The sequence below is a fragment of the Mycobacterium hubeiense genome, assembly GCF_002838065.1.
GTDB classification, from domain to species: domain Bacteria; phylum Actinomycetota; class Actinomycetes; order Mycobacteriales; family Mycobacteriaceae; genus Mycobacterium; species Mycobacterium hubeiense.
The window spans coordinates 49,807-68,913 of sequence record NZ_PIZU01000013.1; the positions used below are offsets into that span (position 1 = coordinate 49,807).

Below are 19,107 nucleotides of genomic sequence, written 5' to 3' on the forward strand. Positions count from 1 at the left end.
ATGACATTCGGTCGGCGTGTCGTGGCGATGTTGTTCCTGGTGGTCGCGCTCGCGGCTGGATCAGCCGTGCCGCTCGCGAATGCCGACAACAAGCGTCTCAACGAGAGCGTTTTCGTCAACATCTACACCGCGCAGGCGCAGAACGGTTGTCCCGGCGAGCCACAGCTGGATGGCCGGCTCGTGGAGGCGGCCCGCCTGCACACCCTCGACGTGCTCCATAACCGGGCGCTGAACGGCGATATCGGTTCTGACGGCTCCACGCCGCAGGACCGGGCGAACCGCACCGGCTTCGTCGGCAAGGTGTCCGAAACCGTCGCGATCAACCCGGCGCTGGCGATCAGCGGCATAGAGATCCTGAACCAGTGGTGGCACAACCCGCCACTGCGAGCGATCATGCAGGATTGCTCGAACACCGCGATAGGCGTGTGGTCGGAGAACAGCCTGGACCGCTCCGTGGTGGTCGCGGTGTACGGCCAGCCCGGCTAATCGACCGCCGCCGCTGCGACTTCGGCGCGCAGGCGCTTCTTGTCCACCTTGCCGCTGACCAGCACCGGCAACTCGTCGACGACCAGGAGCCGTCGCGGCACCTTGTAACCCGCAAGCCTGGCCCGGACGAAGTCTTGGATCGCCTCAAGCGTGAGGGTCGCGCCCGCCGCCGGCACCACAACAGCGCAGACCGCCTCGCCCCATTTCTCGTCAGGCGCGCCGACGACGGCGCAGGCCGCGACGCCGTCTAGGCCGCCGAGCACCTCCTCCACCTCCGGCGAGTACACGTTCTCCCCGCCGGTGATGATCACGTTCTTCTTGCGGTCCACGAGGTACAGCAGCCCGCGGTGGTCGAACCGCCCGATGTCGCCGGTGTGACACCAGCCGTCGCGCAGGGTGGCCAGCGTTGCGACCGGATCGTCCCAGTAGCCGCGGAACAGCGAGTCCGAGCGCACCGCGATCTCGCCGGGTTCACCGAGGGGCACGTCGCGGTCGTCGTCGGAGACGATCCGTACTCGCACGCCGGGAAACGGGAAGCCTACGGAGCGCAAGGCATCTGCGCCATCCACCGAGTGCATCTCTCGTGGCAACCCCGACACGATCGCCTCGGTCTGCCCGTAGAGATTGAGGAACCCTGCCTGCGGCATCAGCGCCAGCGCCCGCTTGAGGGTACTCATGGTCATCGGTGCGGCCGCGTAGATGACGGTCCGCAGACTCTCCAATGCCCGCGCATCCGTTACCTCGTCGAGCAGTGCCCGCAGCATCACGGGCGCCAAGTGCACCAACGTGATTCGCTCTTGCGGTATCAGCCGCACGGCCTCGGCCGCATCGAACTGCTGCTGCAACACCACGCTGCCACCCCGGGCGTGCAATCCCCCGATGATCGCCATCGCCCCGACGTGAAACATCGGCATGTTGATCAAGCCGCGGTCGGCGCTGCCCGTCTGCATTTCGGCGTTCATGGTGAACGCCACCCGTCGAAGTTCCGGCTGCCCGAGGATGCAGCATTTCGACGCGCCGGTGGTGCCACTGGTGAACAGCAGGCAGGCGATATCGTCGGGTCGCGCTGCGAACGCAAGCCGTGCGCCCTCACCGCCCGCCACGAACTCCTCGAAGTCCACCATTCCGGTGCGCCCCGACCCGCCGATGTTCACCAGCAGCGGCGCAGTCGACAGTTTCGGCACGAGTTCTGTTATCACCGAAGCGAATTCGTCGGAACAGAACACGATCGACGGACTTACTCGCTTGAGCACGTCGAGCATCTCACCGGGCGCCAACCGGAAGTTGACCGTCGCCATGATGATGCCGCTCAGTTGCGTCGCCGCCATCACCTCGCCGAACTCGACGCTGTTGCGGCTCAGCACAGCGATGCGGTCCTGCCGTCGCACACCCACCGCCGCCATCGCCGACACCAGTCGCACCGCCCGGTGATACAGCTGCGCGTGAGTGAGCTGCCGAGACCCCATCTTGTACGCGGGCACGTCGGCGAAACGCACCGCGTTGTCGGTGACGACATCGCCGAGCGTCAGGTCGAGTCCGTCGGCGGTCACGGCAAGCTACCTGCTGCTCAACAGCATCGACCCGGCCACCGGCCCGCCGCCGACCCCGACGGCGACCACCTCGGGTGTCTTGGGCGCCTGGCGGTCGCCACCCTCCCCCCACATCTGCACGCAGGCTTCGTGCAGGAAGCCCATGCCGTGCAGCCGACCGCCCGACAGTTGGCCACCGCTGGTGTTGATCGGCAGCGCGCCGTCGCGCGCGATCCGTTCACCGCCCTCGATGAACTCGCCCACCTTGCCGTGTTCGCAGAAGCCCAGGGCCTCGAGCCACATCACGGTGAGGAAGGAGAAGCCGTCGTAGATCTGGGCCATGTCGACGTCGGCAGGCGTTAATGCAGTGTTTTGCCAAAGAGTCGCCCCAGAATCGTGGGCGGCCATCGTGGTGATGTCCGACCGCTGATCCCATGTCGCGCGTTCGAACATCCCGGGTCCGACCGATTCGACAGTCAGTGGATGACGCGGCAGCCCCTTGGCGGCGTCGCGGCGCGACACGATGACCGCAGTCGCGCCGTCACACGGGACGTCGCAGTCATACAGGCACAATGGCTCGGAAATCATGCGCGCCCCGAGGTAATCGTCCATGGTCATCGGCTCGCGGTAGACGGCGTCGGGGTTCATCGCTGCGTTGCGCCGCGCATTGAGCGCGATCCAACCGAGCTGCTCACGCGTCAACCCGAAGTCGTGCATGTATCGCTGCGCGGGCATGGCCAGCCAGTTCGCCGCCGACAGCGCGCCGAACGGTGCCACCCACTCCAGATGGGGCGGCAGTTTGCCACCGGTGAAGAGCACCGATGCGCGTCCACCACCGGACTGCGCAGCCGCCGTCGACTCCCACACCGAGCGATAGACCACCACATGGTTGGCGAGCCCGAGGGTGACGGCCATGCACGCTTCGATCACCGGACCGATCTGCCCGGCGGTCTCCATCGCTGAGACGTACCACCGGCAGCTCAGTCCAAGCGCGTTGCGGACTTCCTGGACGGCGGCGCCGGAGAAGCCTGGGTCGGGCACGCCGGGTCCGGGGTAGCTGGCGATGCCGTCGACGTCGTCGACGGCCAGGCCCGCGTCTTCGATCGCGCGCAGCACGGCTTCGAGCGTCAGGTCCAGACCCGTGCGGCCCAGCCGACGGCCGACCTGCGACTTGCCGGCGCCCGTCAGGATCGCCTTGCCGTCGAACGGACCGCCGGTCATCTTGGTGAGGTTAGCCATCAGAACACGAACCTGGCGATGAGTTCAGCGACCGCGGCGGGTTTCTCGACGCCGTCGATCTCCACGGTGTGGCGGACGGTCAGGTTGACGGTGTCGTCGGCGACCTTGGTGGCGTCCGCGAGCTCGGATCGCACCCGGATGCGGCTGCCCGCGGTGACCGGCGCCAGGAAGCGGACCTTGTTCAGGCCGTAGTTGATGCCCATCTTCGCGTTCTCGACGCGGTAGTTGTCCTTGCTCACCCCGGGGATGAGCGACAGCGTGAGGAACCCGTGCGCGATCGTTGCGCCGTAAGGGCTCTCGGCTTTGGCTTTCTCGACGTCGACGTGGATCCACTGATGGTCCATCGTGACGTCGGCGAAGGCATCGATGCGGCTCTGGTCGATGTCGACCCAGCGGCTGACTCCGAGTTCGGCGCCGATCAGTGCGATCGCGTCGTCAATGGATCCGATCGTCTTCACTCGCGCTCCCGTCGTCGCCACCCGAAATACAGATATCTATTTAACGGTATAGACTGACCGAGCCCGCTGGGCAACCGGCCCGACAACCGACGACCTTGGGAGACACATGCCCACCACGTCCCGCGCAGCGATCGTCGCCGCCGCCCGAACACCAATCGGCACGGCGCGTAAGGGCACGCTGGCCAACATGCCCGCCATCGAACTGGCCAAACCCGTAGTGTCAGCCGTCATCGAGCGCTCTGGCCTGGACGGCGCCGACTTCGACGACTTCGTCCTGGCCGAGAGCATGCAGGGCGGCGGGGACAGTGCCCGCTACATCGCGGTGGCTAACGGCCTGATCAACGTTCCCGGCCTCGCCGTCAATCGCCAGTGCGCGTCGAGTCTGTCCGCCATCGCGGTGGGCGCGGGGCAGATCGCCGCCGGGATGAGCCGCGCGATCCTGGCCGGTGGGATGGAGTCGCTATCGACCGCGCCGATCATGCAAAAGAGAAAGCCGTTCACCTCCGGTAAGTCCGCCGAGGACTACGTGCAGTGGTTCCCCGAATCGCATCCACCGACCGCAGAAGCGCCCGCGATGGACATGTCCATCACCGTCGCACACAACTGCAACATCCAGTTCGGGATCACCCGCGAGGATCAGGACGAGTGGGCACTGCGAAGCCATCAGCGTGCGATCAAGGCCATCGACGCCGGGTCGTTCGCCGACGAAATCATCCCCATCGAGGTGCCTCAAGCCGACGGGTCGACGATCACGTTCGCCGAAGACGAGCATCCGCGGCGCGGCAGTTCAATGGAATCGCTTGCCGGACTGAAGGTGCTGCATCCCGAGATCGAAGGCTTCACCGTGACTGCCGGGAATTCGTCGGGCATCAACGATGCGGCGGCGGTCGTCGCACTCGCATCGCCTGACACTAAGCAAAACGTGTTGGCCCACGTGCTGTCCTGGACGCAGGTCGGACTCGACCCGACCCGCACGGGCAGCGGACCGATCAAGGCGATTCCGAAGGCGCTGGAGCTGGCAGGCCGCAAGCTCGAGGACGTCGCCCTGTTCGAGATCAACGAGGCCTTTGCCGCTCAAGCCGTCGCGTGCACCCGAGAACTCGGACTCGACGAGGAGATCGTGAACGTCTATGGCTCCGGTATCAGCCTGGGCCATCCGATCGCCGCCACGGGCGCGCGCATGGTCACCTCGGCGATCTACGAATTGCGCAGGCGCGGAGGCGGAATCGGCGTGCTGTCGATGTGCGCAGGCGGCGGAATGGGTGCGGCGATGGTCATTGAGGTGGCATGAGATGACGAACCTCATTGCGGACGGACTCTTCCGGGTCGACGGCGACCGCGCGGTGCTGCGTGGGTCTCGGCGGCGCAGCACCGGTGTCGTCAAGTTCCCAGCGGAGCGTCCGGAACTATTTGACGGAAGCCCGGACATCCAGTCAGACATCGAACCGATCGAGCTGTCCACGGAGGGAACGCTTTACACGTTCACCACGCAGGAGTTTGCCCCCCCACTGCCGTACAAGGGCAGCCGGGATCCCAAGACATTCCGGCCCTACATCGTCGGCTACATCGAGCTTGCCGAGGGCGTACTGGTGGAGTCGCTCATCATCGACGCGGCCGCAGCCGACCTGCAGATCGGCCAGCGGATGGTGTCAGCGACCACCACGCTGGAAACCGAAGCCGGCGAATCGTTTCTCACGTACGCGTTCCGCCCCGCATAGCATCAGCCTGTGACCGACCTGGGCATGCCGGAGTTCGCGCTGCATCCGCTGCACGGCATCCACGAACCCACGAGCGCGACACCGAAGCGCCGTCCGCGGTCGGTGCGCCGCACGACATCAATCGACATGACGCGCGACGTGGGGTCGCTGGATCCGGTGTATCTCAACGGACGCGGACGCGACTTGTGGACCGCCTACGACGGAGCCGCAACAGAGATCGCCACGGCCGGCATATCGGCGACCATCGAGATGGTGGCTCGCGTCGTCCGGCATGTCGAGGTCACGCCGCCGGTAGAGACGGTCGCCCACCTGTGCGGCGCACCGGCGATGAGCGGGTTTCGTGCCGCGGCCGACAAGGCGGCACCAGAGCTTCGGGCGGCGCGTGACCTCCGGTACACCCTGCTTGACGACGTGCCCGTCGCGACGCTGATCTCCGGGCATGCACTGTCGGCTTCCGGCGTTCTCGGGGAGTTCACGAGGTCGGGGTACCTGCCGGTGGCCGACCAGTGTGCGGGATTCGCGAGCGGCGGGATGTTGATGACTTCGTTCGAGCGAGGTGATCCTGCGGTCGTGACCGGCCCGGTCGCGCCGAAACTCGACGATGACGATGACCCGTACGCCTGGCACCAGATGCCACCGCTGTCATTACACGCGATGCGCCGGCGGCGACGTCTGGACGTTTATGACGCAGGACCCACTCATGCAGGTATCGATGCCATGTTCCGCGATACATATGTGCGCGCCGACGGTGCCGAGACGATCATCCACGAATACACGTTGACCGCGACGGTGGACACGGACAGCGGGTTCATCGTCGCATCGGAGGCCACGCCGCGGGTTCTGCCATGGCGGGAGTGCCCTGGCGCCGTCGCCAGTGCATCGAGGATTACTGGAATGGCATTGTCGGAGTTGCACTTCCGCGTTCGTCAGGAGCTGACCGGTACCAGCACGTGCACTCACCTCAACGATCTACTGCGCAGCGTCGCCGACGCCGAGGCGCTGATCGATGTGGTGCGCGGCGACTAGCTCCCGACCTCAGGGCACCAGGGCCGAGGGCTCCCCAAAGACCAACCGAACCACGATGGTCGGCGTGATCAGGAATAGCCCAGCGCTTGACGTTTAATGTCGACGACTCGCGCACCCATGTGCGCAGCGATCCAGTCCGAGATGATGCCTTTCTGCGCTAATGGTCAATGGACGCTTGCCGACGCCGGTTCGAAAGCGGCCGCCTCGGAGTCGGGATAGAAGCTGCGCGCCCAGGTACGTAACTTCTTGAAGCCGGCGGCTTCCGAGGTGGCCAGACCCGGCGGATCCATGTAGATCTGGTGTTCCCAGATCGCGATGTCGTCCGGCAATGCCGTCTGCGCTGCTTTCAGACGTTCGTCGTAATTGCCGCTCGCCTCGTCAATCCAGTAGGTGGAGAAGATGTCTGACGTCGTATCGTCGACCGGAGTGGCGCAAATAGCGATGACCCGGAACCCCTCGCGGGTGTGCTCGCCGTTGAACGAAATGCCGATGCCAGACCAATAGATCTCCAACGTGTTCTTGGTTTCTCCCGGTTGGTCGACTCCGTCGCTCCACCTGCGGCCGAAGCCGACCTTCGCCGACCAGGTCACGTCGTCGACGTCCTCACGCAGCACGGTGGGACTGACGGGCGTCTTGTGAACGAACCGGAAGTGATGCGGGTCGACGGCATTCTCGGCGATCACCTGAGGATGGACATGGATGCCGGGGAACTTGATGCGCGCTTCGGGCCCAACGGGCATGTAGTCGCGATCGCGGATGTGGTCCCCAAGCACCCGCAACCCGTCGGGCACCTCCCACATTGGCGGGCGACGCGCCGCGTCGTGCCAGATGTAGATGGACTCATTGCGTTCGGTCACCGGCCAGGACCGCACCTTGCGCCCCCGGTTGGGACGGCTCTCGTAGGGAATGCGGACGTTACGTCCTTCCCCGTTCCACACCCAGCCGTGGAAGGGGCACTGGATACCGTCCTCGACGACGCATCCGCCCCTGGACAGGTTGGCCCCCAGGTGCTGGCAGTGCGCGTTGAGCACGTGGACCGCCCCCTGCAGATCGCGAAACGCGACGAGTTCGACCCCGAAATAGCGAAGGGGTAAGACGTCGCCATCGGCAAGATCGGCACTCCATGCGACTTGAAACCATCCAGTCGGCTGCATGCTGGGCAGGCCCTTCATACTCACTCCCTGACGTAGCGCACTTCTTGTAACGCATGACACTCACACTAATGGGAATGGCGTTCCCACACAATACGCGTGCTAATTTGGGAACAGTATTCCCGGAATATGGAGCACAAAATGGGCAGCGATGGTCGCCAGTCGGAGCGTGATGCGATCATGCGGGCCGCGTACCGGCTGATCAGCCAGGGCGGCTCGTCGACGGGGACGACCACGTCGATCGAGAACATCTTGCGCGCCGCCGGCGTGAACCGACGGATCTTCTATCGGCATTTCTCCTGCAAGGACGACCTGATCATCGCGATGCAGGAGTGGGCCGGCGACCTGATCCTGACCGCTCTGCAGAAGGCAGTAGCCGCCGCCGACACGCCTGCCGCCGCGGTCGCCGCGTGGATCGAGAACTACCTGAGTATCGGCTGGGACGAGACGCGATTTCGCGACGCCTTGGCCTTCATGTCGGCGGACGTCACCGGAGCGCCCGGCATCGCTACGGCGTTGGAGGCCACCTACGCCCGGCACCGAGAAGTGCTCACCGACGTGTTGGCCGCGGGTCTCGCCGACGGCAGTCTGCCCAACGCACGCCCCGAACTCGATTCGTTCGCGATTCACGCTGTGGCCGTGCGTCACCTCGAAGCACGCATCCGAGGCCGCGTGGACACCGATTTCCATGAGGTGCGCAACCAGGTGGTCACATTGATGTTGACCGGACTCTCGGCCCCGGCGGTACATCCGGACCTCGTCGGGAATGGCGTTGCAGAAAATGCCTGATTTCTTGGGAATAGTATTCCCGGAGCAACGTCATCAGGACCTTCGCATGAAATAGCCGATCGGACCTCGGGCACTGTCGCGGCGCGTCGAGCGAAACGATCACGACGCGGACGGTGTCGTCATCGCCACAATCATCTCGGCGACGACGGCGATCATCTCGTCGCGGTCGACGGCTACGGTCTGCCGGTGCACCGTGTGCCAAGCCCGGTCCAGCAGGCCCATCACCGCGACGCCGATGACCTCCGGTGAGTGCGCCCCGTCGCCGGCGATAGCCTGTCCGAGCTTCCACGATGCCCGAGTCACCATGCGGTTACGCGAGTTTCGGAACTCCTCGTCGTCGGGCGCGGAGTGCGCCGACGCCAGCACGAAGGCGCCGTGGTGGTCCATGTAGTCGAAGTAATGACCAACCCAAGTCCGAATATCGGCCGGACCGAACGGTTCTCGAGCATTGGCCCACTCGGCGATGACGGCCAGCGCGTCGTGATAGGCAGTCTTGCCGAGGACGTTGAAGATCTCCCGCTTGTCCTTGAAGTAGGTGTAAAAGCCAGCGCGGGAGATACCGCATGCCTCGGTAATCGCGTTGATCGGCGTACCGGCGTACCCGCGTTCCAAAAACAGGCGGCGACTGGCCTCGAGGATCGCCGAGCGGGTGCGCTCACCGCGGCTGACGTCGGGTTGGGGTGCAACACGAACGCCCGAAGTCAACGTCATGGCGCGACTATATGTGACAGTAGCGTCAAGTGCAATCTAGCGACGTAATTTGCTCTGTATATGTGGATATCGGCTTGTACTTGACACAATCGTCACGTTGAGCGAAGCTCGTACCAAGCCCGATGAAAGAGCAGCGAGAGGCACACCGATGACGCAGTTCACCGAGGCACCGATCTTCGATGCCGATCAGCACATGTACGAGACCCCTGATGCGCTGACGAAGTTCCTGCCCGAGAAGTTCAAGTCGAAGGTGCAGTTCGTGCAGATCGGCAGGCATACCCGCATCGCCATCCGTAACAAAATCAACGACTACATGCCGAACCCGACGTTCGAACGCGTCGCCGCACCCGGCGCGCACGAGAAGTTCTACGCCGGCCAGAACGCCGAGGGCCTGTCGATGCGGGAGATGTCGGGCCGTGGCATCGACACGCCGCCCGGCGCGCGCAACCCTGAGGACCGGATTGCCGAACTCGACCGCCAAGGCGTCGACGCATGCCTGAACTACCCCACGCTGGCCAACCTCGTCGAGCACGCCTCCGCGGAGGATCCCGACCTGACCGTGGCCATCATCCACGCGCTGAACCAGTGGATGCTCGAACATTGGGGCTTCACCTACGCCAACCGGATCTACTCGACACCGGTGCTCACTCTGGGCCTTGTCGACGAGGCGCGTCGCGAGCTGGAGTACATCCTGGACAACGGCGCCAAGGTCGCGCTGATCAAGCCGGCGCCGGTGTTTGGCTACAAGGGCTGGCGCTCACCGGCCCTGCCCGAGTTCGATCCGTTCTGGCGTGACGTCGAGGACGCCGGTTTGCCGATCGTGTTGCACGCGAGCCAGCCTCCACTGCAGGAGTACATCGAAAAGTGGGAGCCCGCAGACACCGCCAACGCATTTGAAATGTCCGCGTTCAAGTGGACGGCGTTGGGCCACCGCGAGATCGCCGACATGGTCACCAGTTTGATCTGCCACGGCACTCTGACGAGGTTCCCGAAGCTGCGCATCGCCAGCGTGGAGAACGGCAGTGCGTGGATCAAGCCGCTGTTCGATGACCTCGAGATGACCTACAAAAAGATGCCGCAGAACTTCCTTGAGCATCCGCACGACGTGTTCCGTCGCAACTGCTGGGTCAGCCCGTTCTGGGAAGGCAAGGTCGCCGACGTCGTTGAGACCGTCGGCTGGGACAAGGTGATGTTCGGTTCCGATTGGCCGCATCCCGAGGGCCTGGCGGAGCCCAAGCGCTACTGGAAATACGCCGAAGGCATGGACAAGCGGCGCACCTACGACTTCATGGGTGACAACACGCGGCGCTTCATGGGCCTGCCGATCGCCAACCCCGATCCGGACGCCGTCAAGCCGCCGGCTCTCGTGAACGCTTGACGCCTGCGTCGATGACGGAAATGTGAATGCGTGTCACGGTGTTTGGCGCGACCGGCCAGATCGGCCGCTTGGTCGTCGCCGAACTGCTGGCTGCTGGCCACGACGTCACCGCTTACGTTCGTGATCCCTGCAAGCTGCAAGTCGCCGATCTGCATCTGACCGTCGTAACCGGCGAGCTGTCGGACGCCGAGGCAATTCAACAGGCAGTGCACGGCGCAGATGCGGTGATCAGTGCGCTCGGCCCTGCCCTGAACCGCAAGGCGAAGGGCACGCCGGTTACCGACGGTACGAGAAACATCGTCGCCGCCATGCAGGCCGAGGGCGTCAGACGATACATCGGCCTGGCGACGCCGTCAGTGCCCGACAAGCGCGACAAGCCGACGCTCAAGGCCAGGATCCTGCCCGTCATCGCCGGAACCCTGTTCCCCAATGGGCTGCGCGAAATCGTCGGCATGACGAAGGCGGTCACCAACTCGGATCTGGACTGGACCATCGCGCGCATCACGAGTCCGAACAACACAAAGCCGAAAGGCACTCAGCGCGTGGGCTTTCTCGGCCGCGACAAGGTTGGTTCGGCGATGTCGCGGGCCGACATCGCCGCGTTTCTCGTGGCCCAACTCAACGACAAGACGTTCTCGCGGGCGGCGCCGGCAATCAGCAACTGACCGCCAAGGAGGTCGCGGTGAGCGAAACACGTTTTCATCGTAGGAATCTCGGCGTCGTGCGCTATGAGCGCGACGGTGCGATCGCCCGCATCGTTCTCGACTGGCCGGAACGGGCCAACGCCCAGTCTTCGGAGATGGTGAGCCAGGTCGACTCCTGCCTCGACGAGGCGCGGCAGGACTACGGGGTGAAGGTGGTCATCGTCAAGGGCAGCGGCAAGGGCTTCTGCGCCGGACACGTCATGGCGCCCGACGCCTACCCGGAGTTCGCCGATTCGCAGGCCCACACGGGCAGCAACTACCAGGGCAGCAAGGAACTCTTCCTTTGGCCGACCCTGAGATACTGGGAGTTCCCGAAGCCGATGATCGCGCAGGTACACGGTTATGCGATCGGCGGGGGCACGTACTGGGCGCTGTTACCCGAGATCACCATCGCCTCCGAGGACGCCTACTTCCAGATGCCGCTAGTGCCCGGCCTCGGATTTGCGGGCGGGGAGACGATGATCGAGCCGTGGGTCTTTATGAATTACAAGCGCGCCGCCGAATACCTCTATACCGCACAGACTTTGACCGCTGAAGAGGCTTTGAAGATGGGCTTGGTCAACCGCGTAGTCGCCCGCGCCGAGCTCGAACCAGTGACCGAATCGTTGGCAGCCAAGATCGCCCGTGCCCCACTATCCACGCTGATGGCGACGAAGACCATGCTGGTGCGCGCATGGGAGCAGATGGGCATGCGCCAGCATCTCCAGCTGTCGGCCGACGTGATGTCGGTGCTGGAACACACTTCTGACGCGCAGGCGCTGCGCGCCGAATTGCTGGCACGCGGCCGACTGCCCCGCGAGCAGGCGGGCGAGGTCTAGCGCGTTTGATAGAACGCCACCGCGCGGCGGATGGAGTCGTGGATCGGCTCCGGTTGCCACCCGAGTTCACGTTCGGCCTTGCCGTGGTCCATCGGGGACATGATGTGCATCAGCCGCACCGACAGCGTCGACAGCAGCATGTCGCGCCGCAACAGCTTCGCTGCGAGGTCTCCGCAAAAGCCCAGTGCGTACATGAGCTTCAACGGAATTCCGATCCGCGGCGGCCGTGCTCCGCCTGCCCGGGCAGCCGTTGTGTAGAGTTCGCGCGCGCTGATGTAGCGCTCCGAGATGATGTACCGCTCGCCGACGCGGCCCTTCTCTGCGGCCAGGATCAGTGCACGAGCCGCGTCTTCGATGCCGACTACTTCCATCGACATGTCCTTGACGTACACGGGCATCTTGCCCTTGCCCGCCGCGGCCACCAGCGACCCGTGTGGAGTCGGCTGAAAGTCGCCGGGGCCGTACGTGTTCGAGACGCACATCGCGACCGCAGGCAGTCCCCGTTCCCGTGCGTACTGCAATACCAGGTTCTCGGCCTCGACCCGCGACCGAATGTAGCTGCCGCCCTTGTCTGCCCAGTTGAACGGCTCGTTCTCCGTAACCGGTCGACCGTCTTCGCTGAGTGCGATCGTGCCGATGGTGCTGGTGAACACGAAACGCCGCAGGTCTGCGTCCACGGCGGCGTCGAGGACGTGGCGCAGGCCCTCGACATTGGTGCGGAACAGCGGGGCAGGGTCACGCAGCCAGGCCCGGGTGTCGACGACACAGTAGTAGACGTCGTCGCAGCCGTCCATTGCGTCGCGCAGCACTGCGTCGTCGAAGACATCGCCGTAGTGCCGTTCGATGTCGAGGTCGTCGAGTGCGACGGTGGAACTGGTGCGGCGCAATAGGACTCGCACCCGCTCCCCCCGCTCCACGAGTTGTCGCGTGACGTGCGAACCGAGGAACCCGCTCGCGCCGATTACCAGTTTCATCGCCACGTCAGCACTCTCACCGCCTACCGCTGGGCAAGCAATCTGAGCCGAGATCGGACCCGCCGCTCCAAAAAGTCGCCGAGCACGTTCTCGAAGACCGCGTTGTCGTCGCCGGCCACCATGTGGTGAGCGCCTGCGACGGTGGCGAACTCCGCGTGCGGCACCAGGTCGAGGAAGCGGATCGAATCGTCGACGCTGAGCACATCGGATTCCCCTCCGCGCACCAGCAGCGTCGGCAGCCGCAGGCTGCTGGCCGCCGCACCCAGCCGCGCGGGGTCGATGAGTTGGTTGCGCTGCACCGCTTGGTCGGTGGGTGAGGCCATGAAGGCCGGATCCCAGTGCCAGTACCACCGCCCGTCGCGCAGCCGCAGGTTCTTTTTCAAGCCGTCGAGGTTGCGCGGTCGGGGGCGGTGAGGAAGGTACGCGGCGACTGCGTCGGCGACCTCCTCAAGTGAGCCGAACCCTTCCTCGGCGTGCGACACCATGAAGTTGCGGATCCTGTTGGTTCCCGACGGCTGCAGAAACGGCGACACGTCGACCAGCACCAGGCCGAGCGCGAGATCGGGTCTGCCGCCAAGCGCTTCCAGCGACGCATTGCCTCCCAGCGATGCACCGACGAGCACCGGAGGGCGACCGAGGAACTCGGTTATGCAGACCACGTCTGCGGCGAAGCGCTCGAGGTCGTAACGCCCGTCGGCCGACCAGCCGCTGTCGCCGTGCCCGCGCAGGTCGACCGTCAGGGCGTACCAACCCTGCCCGCCGAGATCCGCCGCGGTCGCCTTCCACGAATGCCGGGTCTGGCCGCCGCCATGCAGAAGCACCACCGGCGAATCGGCCGGATCACCAAATGCGTCTGCGGCCAAGGTGACGTCGTCGGCCGGAATATTCAGTGCCGCTTGCTGACTCGCCATCGTCAGTCGCTGGCCGGCAGCGGCTTGGCCTCTTTGAGGCGCAGTGCCGTCTCCCCCACGCTCAGCGTGCCCGCTCCCGCTTTCGTCACCAAGACCTCGGCGCCGGTCTCATCGACATAACGCTTGCCCATCACGTTGCCTTCGGCGAACGCCGGATCGGGTGCGCCGCCGGATTTCTCGGTGCCTTCTTGACTATCCAACGTTACCATCGGCTGCCCGCCGCAGCGCAGGTCGTCGAGGCTGTCGGCGGCCCTGACGACGATAACCTGGGTGTCACACACCTGGCTCTGCAGCCGAGTGCCGTTCTTGATCATGTTGACTTCCTTTACTTTTCGGCCATCGCAGCGCTCAGGCTTTCGACGATCTCGCGGCGCAGCAGCTTGCCGGTCGCGTTCGTCGGTAACTCGTCGCGAAACACGACGCGGTCCGGGGTCCGTGATCCTCGCAGGAACTTCCGAGCGAACTCGCGCAGTTCATCCGGATCGGGGTCGACGCCCGCTGCGGGAACCACTACGGCGACAATAGCCTGGCCCCACTGCGGATCCTCCACGCCCACCACAGCGACCTCGCGCACGTGCGGATGCTCGATGAGCACATCCTCCAGCTCCGCGGGTGCGATGTTCTCGCCGCCGCGAATGATGGTGTCGTCGGACCGCCCGGTGATGAACAGATAGCCAGCCTCGTCGAGTGTCGCGATGTCCTTGGTGGGGAACCAGCCTTCGTCGTCGAGCACCGATCCGATTCCGGTGTACTTTCCGGAAACCTGTTCGCCTCGCACATAGAGCTCACCGGGCTCGCCAGGCCCCAGGACACGACCGTTTTCGTCGCGGATCTGTACCTCGATGCCTGGCACCGGTCTGCCGACCGAACCGAGTCGCCTCGCGACGGCTTCGTCGGTGTTGCCGTACGCCTCGCGATGATCGTCGGGCGTGAGCACCGCGATGGTCGAGCTGGTCTCGGTGAGGCCGTAGGCGTTGACGAACCCGACGTGGGGCAGCAGGTCCATCGCCTTGCGCACCAACGGAAGTCCCACTTTCGACCCGCCGTAAGCCAGGTTGCGGAGCGAGGGCAGCTCGACAGGATCCTGCTCGAGAGCGGTGACGATGCGGTCGAGCATGGTGGGGACGACTGTCGCGGTCGTCACCTTTTCCTCGACAACCAGGCGCACCCACTCGCGGGCATCGAAATTGGGCAGGTACACCATCTTTCGGCCGGCGTAGAGGTTCGAGATCGCCGCGTTCACTCCAGCGATGTGATACGGCGGCACACAGATCAGCGCCGCGTCGTCGGGCTCGGCCGAACCGAACTCGACGGTGCCGGTGATGTAGCTGGTCAGGTTGCCGTGGGTCAACTCGACGGCCTTCGGCTTCGATGTGGTGCCCGACGTGAACAACACGATCGCCACGTCATCGAGGTCGGCGAACTCTGCGGCCGGCTCTGCGGTGCGTGCCGCGGCGAGGAATTCATCGGAGTCCATCACGCGCTTGCCCGCGTCGCCGACCATCTCGCGGTAGCAACTGTCAACGATGACCAGTGGATCCGGCAGCCGTCCGATCAGCTCCTGAATCCCCTCCGCGCTCAGGCGGTAGTTGATCGGCGTGTACGCCTTCGCAGCGCGCGCCGAAGCGAAAATCAGCAGCGGCGCCATAATGCCCCCGGAGCCGACGTAGGCCACGTGCTGCGTGCCCGACGCGGCGATTATGGCCGCGCCGCCGTCGGCCAACGCGCTGAGCTCTGCGAGGGTCAGGCGGTTGGCGCCGTCCACGAGGGCGACCCGGTCGGGGTCCTCCGACACCGCCATCTCCAACAACAACGAAATGCTCAACGCACTCAGCCTTCACTCGCGGGGTAGGGCGATTCTAGACTCTCGCTGAGAATCAGGTATATAGTTATAGAGTTATCGACGTCAAATCCAGCGCGCACTCTCGGTTCGACTGCGCGCAGACGCCAGAGGAGCTCAATGAGCAGCACGCCTGATATCGCCATCATCGGCGTCGGCCTCCACCCATTCGGACGATACGAGGACCGGTCGGCGCTGGAAATGGGCGCCGTGGCGATCAGCAGGGCGTTGCGTGACGCCGGTGTGGACTTCGCCGATGTCGACAGCCTCTACGCAGGCAGCCTCGAAGTGGCCAACCCTGAAGCGATCACCGGCCTGGTCGGCATGACAGGGATTCCCGCACGCGCCACGCTGAGCGGTTGCGCAACCGGCAACTCGCTGCTCACATTGGCCGCCCGCGACGTCGCGCTTGGCGAAGCCGAGATCGCGGTCGGCGTCGGGCTGGACAAGCATCCGCGTGGCGCCTTCGGCGCCGACCCCTCGGTGTCGGGGCTGCCGCAGTGGTACGGCGACCAAGGGATGTTTCTGACCACCCACTACTTCGGCACCAAGATCATGCGGTACATGCATGACCACGGCATCACCGAGCAGGCGCTGGCCCGCGTCGCGGCAAAGAACTTCGACAACGGCGCGCGCAATCCCAACGCCTGGCGGCGCAAGCCGATGAGCGAGGAGGCGATCCTGGCCTCGCCGATCGTCAACGCCCCACTGCGGCAATACATGTACTGCAACCCCAACGAAGGCGCAGCCGCGGTGGTGGTGTGCCGGGCGGACGCGGCCAAGAAGTACACCGACACACCGATCTATCTGCGATCGAGCGCGCTGCGTAGCCGCCGCGAGGGCGCGTATGAACTGCTGCGCACCTCGATCGAGTTGCCCATCGTTCCCGGTACTACCGCCGAAGCGGCCAAGGCAGCCTACGAAATCGCCGGCATCGGTCCCGAGGACATCGACGTCGCGCAGCTGCAGGACACCGACTCCGGATCCGAGGTCATTCACATGGCCGAGACGATGCTGTGCAAGGACGGCGAGCAGGAGGCGCTGCTTGCCGACGGGGCCACGCGAATCGGCGGCAGGCTGCCGATCAACACCGACGGCGGCCTGCTCGCCAACGGCGAGCCCGTCGGCGCATCGGGGCTGCGGCAGGTGTTCGAGTTGGTGCATCAGCTGCGCGGCACCGCGGGCGATAGGCAGGTGCCCAACGAGCCGCGGGTGGCTCTGGCTCAGCTCTACGGGGCGCCCGGAACTGCGGCCGTCGCGATCCTCTCCAGATAACGAAAGGCAATACTGGCAATGACCAACGCTCAGACCGAAGCTCAGCGTCGCGCGGAAGTTGACTTGGATCACCACTCGCCCGAGTTCCGTGAGGACCCGTACGGGAAGTTTCGCGAAATGCGCGAAAGCGGTTGCCCAGTAGCGCATTCCGACCACTACGAAGGGTTCTGGGCACTGGTCGACTATGCCTCGGTGTTCGAGGCCGCCCGCGACGACGACCTGTTCAACTCGTACCCGTCGGTCGGCGTGCCCGCCAGCGAGTTGCCGCTGCCGATCCTGCCGATCGAATCGGACCCGCCGGAGACCCAGCAGTTGCGTGAGATCACCCTCAAGCGGTTCTCGCCGGGCGCGGCGGAGCGGTTCCGCGAGTCGGCGATCGCGATGACCAACGAGGCCATCGACGCGTTCATCGAGCGCGGGGAGTGTGATCTCGTCGGGGAGCTGACCACGCCACTTCCTGCCCGGCTGATCCTGCGGCTGATGAACTTTGATGAGTCGAGGTACATGAACTGGGTGCACTGGGTGCACACCACCGTGCACGATCGGGCCCACGATCCAGAGAAGGCGGGCACGGCCGGCATGGAGATGTTCGCCGAGATCGTCAAGCACATGGAGGAGCGCCGGGCCCAGGGGCTGGGCGACGACCTGTTCAGCGACATCCTGCGGGGCACGCTGAACGGCAAGCCGCTCGACGACGGCCAGATCACCATGTACACGGTGCTGATGATGCTGGGCGGCATGGACACCACCAGCGGCTTCACCGGCAACGTGTTGTTGCGGCTGTGCCGGGATCGCGAACTGCGCCAACAGTTTATCGACGATCCGAGCCTGGTCAAGAAGGGCACCGACGAACTGCTGCGGCTGTATACACCGACTCTCGGCCTGGCCCGCACAGTCTCACGTGACGCCGAATTCCATGGGCAGCAGCTGTGCAAGGGCGACAGAGCGATTCTGATGTGGGCGGCCGCCAACCGCGACCCGGCGATGTTCGAAGACCCCGACACGCTGGATCTGTCTCGGCCGAATGCCAAGAAGCAGATGGCATTTGGAGTAGGGATGCACCGCTGCCTCGGATCCCACTACGCCAAGATGATGTTTGACGTCATGTTGACGCAGGTGTTGAAGCGGCTGCCGGACTTCGAGCTCGCGGGCGAGCCGAAACTCTTCGAGGACGCGGGCGAGGTGTATGCGGTGCGCGAATTGCCGGTGAAGTTCACACCGGGTCCACGCCTGGGCTGATCGGTGCCCTCCGTCGCCGTCGGCGATGTCGAAATCGACTACACCGACACGGGTTCCGGGCCGGCGGTGGTGTTCGTCCATGGCGCGTATGTCACCGGTCGGTTGTGGCAGGACGTCGTCGACCGCCTCTCCGACAGCCACCGGTGCATTGCACCGACGTTGCCGTTCGGTGCTCAGGCCGAGCCGGTCGGCGTGGACGTCGATCTCAGCGTCGCCGCGTCGGGCAGGCTGATCCTCGGCCTCCTCGAAGCGCTCGATCTGTCCGACGTCACGCTGGTGGCCAACGACACCGGCGGCGGGATCGTGCTCGCGTCGCTGGGAGACGCCGCGCTGAACTGGGGCCGGGTGTCGAGATTGGTGTTCACCAATTGCGATAGCTTCGAGCATTTTCCGCCGAGTTCCTTCGCGCCGATCGTGCGGTTGTGCGCGCTGAATCAGACCCTCGGCTCGCTCGTGCTGAAGGCGTTGACGACTGCGCCCGGTCTCAAGGCCTTCACGTCGGCAGTTACTCGAAATGGCATCGACGCGGCGCGCAGGCCCGCGATCTTTGGTGGCTTTCTGGCGTCCGCCGCAGTGCGGCGCGAGGCCGCCCGATTCACCGCCGACCTCAAGCCCAGCCACACCCTGGCCGCAGTGGACGCGTTGAAGCGTTGGGACAAACCGGTGCTGATGGCATGGGGAACCAGCGACAAGATGTTCCCGCTCTCGCATGCGCAACGGCTCGCCGAGACGTTTCCCAACGCCGAGGTGCGCACCATCGAGGACAGCTCGACCTACGTCATGCTGGATCAGCCGGATGCAACTGCCAGTGCCATCAGCGAATTCGTCAAATAAGGGCCCGGCGGGCCCTTTTGCAGGCAG

The 19,107-nt window shown here is 65.0% G+C and carries 20 protein-coding genes; 11 read left to right on the plus strand and 9 right to left on the minus strand.

From position 1 onward, the window contains the following. Positions 1-486: a CAP domain-containing protein gene (locus tag CWS39_RS12310; protein ID WP_102143200.1), complete on the plus strand. Its 486-nt coding sequence runs from the start codon at positions 1-3 to the stop codon at positions 484-486. Here CWS39_RS12310 and CWS39_RS12315 read toward each other — a convergent pair. Genes CWS39_RS12315 through CWS39_RS12325 form a run of 3 tightly spaced genes read right to left on the minus strand, consistent with a single transcriptional unit; the run spans position 483 to position 3,712 of the window. Beyond that, positions 483-2,036 (minus strand): class I adenylate-forming enzyme family protein, encoded by a 1,554-nt coding sequence (locus CWS39_RS12315; RefSeq protein ID WP_102143201.1) that lies wholly within the window; start codon positions 2,034-2,036, stop codon positions 483-485. The two genes, CWS39_RS12310 and CWS39_RS12315, sit on opposite strands and share 4 nt — an antisense overlap. A 6-nt stretch (positions 2,037-2,042) precedes the next feature. Further along, a complete protein-coding gene (locus CWS39_RS12320; protein WP_102143271.1) occupies positions 2,043-3,236 on the minus strand; it encodes a thiolase family protein in 1,194 nt (397 codons plus the stop codon). A gap of 17 nt (positions 3,237-3,253) precedes the next feature. Continuing rightward, positions 3,254-3,712 (minus strand): MaoC family dehydratase, encoded by a 459-nt coding sequence (locus CWS39_RS12325; RefSeq protein WP_102143202.1) that lies wholly within the window; start codon positions 3,710-3,712, stop codon positions 3,254-3,256. Positions 3,713-3,818: 106 nt separating this feature from the next. On the opposite strand from CWS39_RS12325, the gene CWS39_RS12330 reads away from it, so the two are divergent. The 3 genes from CWS39_RS12330 to CWS39_RS12340 are packed head-to-tail and all read left to right on the plus strand — an operon-like array spanning position 3,819 to position 6,456. Continuing rightward, positions 3,819-5,003 (plus strand): thiolase family protein, encoded by a 1,185-nt coding sequence (locus CWS39_RS12330; RefSeq protein WP_102143203.1) that lies wholly within the window; start codon positions 3,819-3,821, stop codon positions 5,001-5,003. A 1-nt stretch (position 5,004) separates the two neighbouring features. Then, positions 5,005-5,430, plus strand: coding sequence for a Zn-ribbon domain-containing OB-fold protein (locus tag CWS39_RS12335; RefSeq protein ID WP_102143204.1), 426 nt, complete (start codon positions 5,005-5,007; stop codon positions 5,428-5,430). A gap of 9 nt (positions 5,431-5,439) precedes the next feature. Beyond that, complete coding sequence (locus CWS39_RS12340) at positions 5,440-6,456, plus strand: DUF2889 domain-containing protein (protein ID WP_199178089.1); 1,017 nt, start codon at positions 5,440-5,442, stop codon at positions 6,454-6,456. Positions 6,457-6,620: 164 nt separating this feature from the next. Here the strand turns inward: CWS39_RS12340 and CWS39_RS12345 are convergent, their stop codons facing one another. Further along, complete coding sequence (locus tag CWS39_RS12345; RefSeq protein WP_102143205.1) at positions 6,621-7,628, minus strand: Rieske 2Fe-2S domain-containing protein; 1,008 nt, start codon at positions 7,626-7,628, stop codon at positions 6,621-6,623. A 120-nt stretch (positions 7,629-7,748) separates the two neighbouring features. Here CWS39_RS12345 and CWS39_RS12350 point away from each other — a divergent pair, with 120 nt between their 5' ends. Then, the gene (locus CWS39_RS12350; RefSeq protein ID WP_102143273.1) at positions 7,749-8,396 is read left to right on the plus strand and encodes a TetR/AcrR family transcriptional regulator; all 648 of its coding nucleotides are present in this window, start codon (positions 7,749-7,751) and stop codon (positions 8,394-8,396) included. A gap of 99 nt (positions 8,397-8,495) precedes the next feature. Here CWS39_RS12350 and CWS39_RS12355 read toward each other — a convergent pair whose 3' ends face one another. Continuing rightward, a complete protein-coding gene (locus tag CWS39_RS12355; protein ID WP_102143206.1) occupies positions 8,496-9,107 on the minus strand; it encodes a TetR/AcrR family transcriptional regulator in 612 nt (203 codons plus the stop codon). A 148-nt stretch (positions 9,108-9,255) separates the two neighbouring features. Between CWS39_RS12355 and CWS39_RS12360 the strand changes: the two genes are divergently transcribed. From CWS39_RS12360 to CWS39_RS12370, 3 genes are read left to right on the plus strand one after another with little or no spacing between them, the layout of a single operon-like run. Beyond that, positions 9,256-10,485, plus strand: coding sequence for an amidohydrolase family protein (locus CWS39_RS12360; protein ID WP_102143207.1), 1,230 nt, complete (start codon positions 9,256-9,258; stop codon positions 10,483-10,485). 26 nt (positions 10,486-10,511) lie between these two features. Continuing rightward, a complete protein-coding gene (locus CWS39_RS12365; RefSeq protein ID WP_102143208.1) occupies positions 10,512-11,150 on the plus strand; it encodes an NAD(P)-dependent oxidoreductase in 639 nt (212 codons plus the stop codon). 17 nt (positions 11,151-11,167) lie between these two features. Then, positions 11,168-12,007, plus strand: coding sequence for an enoyl-CoA hydratase-related protein (locus CWS39_RS12370; protein WP_102143209.1), 840 nt, complete (start codon positions 11,168-11,170; stop codon positions 12,005-12,007). Here CWS39_RS12370 and CWS39_RS12375 read toward each other — a convergent pair. The 4 genes from CWS39_RS12375 to CWS39_RS12390 are packed head-to-tail and all read right to left on the minus strand — an operon-like array spanning position 12,004 to position 15,717. Further along, on the minus strand, positions 12,004-12,981 hold the full coding sequence (locus CWS39_RS12375; RefSeq protein ID WP_199178094.1) for an NAD-dependent epimerase/dehydratase family protein: 978 nt from the start codon (positions 12,979-12,981) through the stop codon (positions 12,004-12,006). The genes CWS39_RS12370 and CWS39_RS12375 overlap by 4 nt on opposite strands. Before the next feature lie 23 nt (positions 12,982-13,004). Further along, positions 13,005-13,892, minus strand: coding sequence for an alpha/beta fold hydrolase (locus tag CWS39_RS12380; protein ID WP_102143211.1), 888 nt, complete (start codon positions 13,890-13,892; stop codon positions 13,005-13,007). Positions 13,893-13,894: 2 nt separating this feature from the next. Continuing rightward, on the minus strand, positions 13,895-14,206 hold the full coding sequence (locus tag CWS39_RS12385; protein ID WP_102143212.1) for a hypothetical protein: 312 nt from the start codon (positions 14,204-14,206) through the stop codon (positions 13,895-13,897). A gap of 11 nt (positions 14,207-14,217) precedes the next feature. Next, positions 14,218-15,717, minus strand: coding sequence for a class I adenylate-forming enzyme family protein (locus CWS39_RS12390; RefSeq protein ID WP_102143213.1), 1,500 nt, complete (start codon positions 15,715-15,717; stop codon positions 14,218-14,220). A gap of 135 nt (positions 15,718-15,852) precedes the next feature. Here CWS39_RS12390 and CWS39_RS12395 point away from each other — a divergent pair, with 135 nt between their 5' ends. The 3 genes from CWS39_RS12395 to CWS39_RS12405 are packed head-to-tail and all read left to right on the plus strand — an operon-like array spanning position 15,853 to position 19,080. Continuing rightward, positions 15,853-17,007 carry a thiolase family protein gene (locus tag CWS39_RS12395; RefSeq protein WP_102143214.1) on the plus strand — a complete coding sequence of 385 codons (1,155 nt, stop codon included), beginning with the start codon at positions 15,853-15,855 and terminating at the stop codon, positions 17,005-17,007. A gap of 18 nt (positions 17,008-17,025) precedes the next feature. Next, positions 17,026-18,246: a cytochrome P450 gene (locus CWS39_RS12400; protein WP_102143215.1), complete on the plus strand. Its 1,221-nt coding sequence runs from the start codon at positions 17,026-17,028 to the stop codon at positions 18,244-18,246. Positions 18,247-18,249: 3 nt separating this feature from the next. Continuing rightward, positions 18,250-19,080: an alpha/beta fold hydrolase gene (locus CWS39_RS12405; RefSeq protein ID WP_102143216.1), complete on the plus strand. Its 831-nt coding sequence runs from the start codon at positions 18,250-18,252 to the stop codon at positions 19,078-19,080. The last annotated feature ends 27 nt before the right edge of the window (positions 19,081-19,107 follow it).

Excerpts from the sequence above, each read along its gene's own strand:
- CWS39_RS12310 (WP_102143200.1), top strand. The coding sequence starts at position 1 with ATGACATTCGGTCGGCGTGTCGTGGCGATGTTGTTCCTGGTGGTCGCG.
- CWS39_RS12320 (WP_102143271.1), bottom strand. The coding sequence starts at position 3,236 with ATGACCGGCGGTCCGTTCGACGGCAAGGCGATCCTGACGGGCGCCGGC.
- CWS39_RS12330 (WP_102143203.1), top strand. The coding sequence starts at position 3,819 with ATGCCCACCACGTCCCGCGCAGCGATCGTCGCCGCCGCCCGAACACCA.
- CWS39_RS12335 (WP_102143204.1), top strand. The coding sequence starts at position 5,005 with ATGACGAACCTCATTGCGGACGGACTCTTCCGGGTCGACGGCGACCGC.
- CWS39_RS12345 (WP_102143205.1), bottom strand. The coding sequence starts at position 7,628 with ATGAAGGGCCTGCCCAGCATGCAGCCGACTGGATGGTTTCAAGTCGCA.
- CWS39_RS12350 (WP_102143273.1), top strand. The coding sequence starts at position 7,749 with ATGGGCAGCGATGGTCGCCAGTCGGAGCGTGATGCGATCATGCGGGCC.
- CWS39_RS12355 (WP_102143206.1), bottom strand. The coding sequence starts at position 9,107 with ATGACGTTGACTTCGGGCGTTCGTGTTGCACCCCAACCCGACGTCAGC.
- CWS39_RS12360 (WP_102143207.1), top strand. The coding sequence starts at position 9,256 with ATGACGCAGTTCACCGAGGCACCGATCTTCGATGCCGATCAGCACATG.
- CWS39_RS12365 (WP_102143208.1), top strand. The coding sequence starts at position 10,512 with ATGCGTGTCACGGTGTTTGGCGCGACCGGCCAGATCGGCCGCTTGGTC.
- CWS39_RS12375 (WP_199178094.1), bottom strand. The coding sequence starts at position 12,981 with ATGAAACTGGTAATCGGCGCGAGCGGGTTCCTCGGTTCGCACGTCACG.
- CWS39_RS12380 (WP_102143211.1), bottom strand. The coding sequence starts at position 13,892 with ATGGCGAGTCAGCAAGCGGCACTGAATATTCCGGCCGACGACGTCACC.
- CWS39_RS12385 (WP_102143212.1), bottom strand. The coding sequence starts at position 14,206 with ATGATCAAGAACGGCACTCGGCTGCAGAGCCAGGTGTGTGACACCCAG.
- CWS39_RS12395 (WP_102143214.1), top strand. The coding sequence starts at position 15,853 with ATGAGCAGCACGCCTGATATCGCCATCATCGGCGTCGGCCTCCACCCA.
- CWS39_RS12400 (WP_102143215.1), top strand. The coding sequence starts at position 17,026 with ATGACCAACGCTCAGACCGAAGCTCAGCGTCGCGCGGAAGTTGACTTG.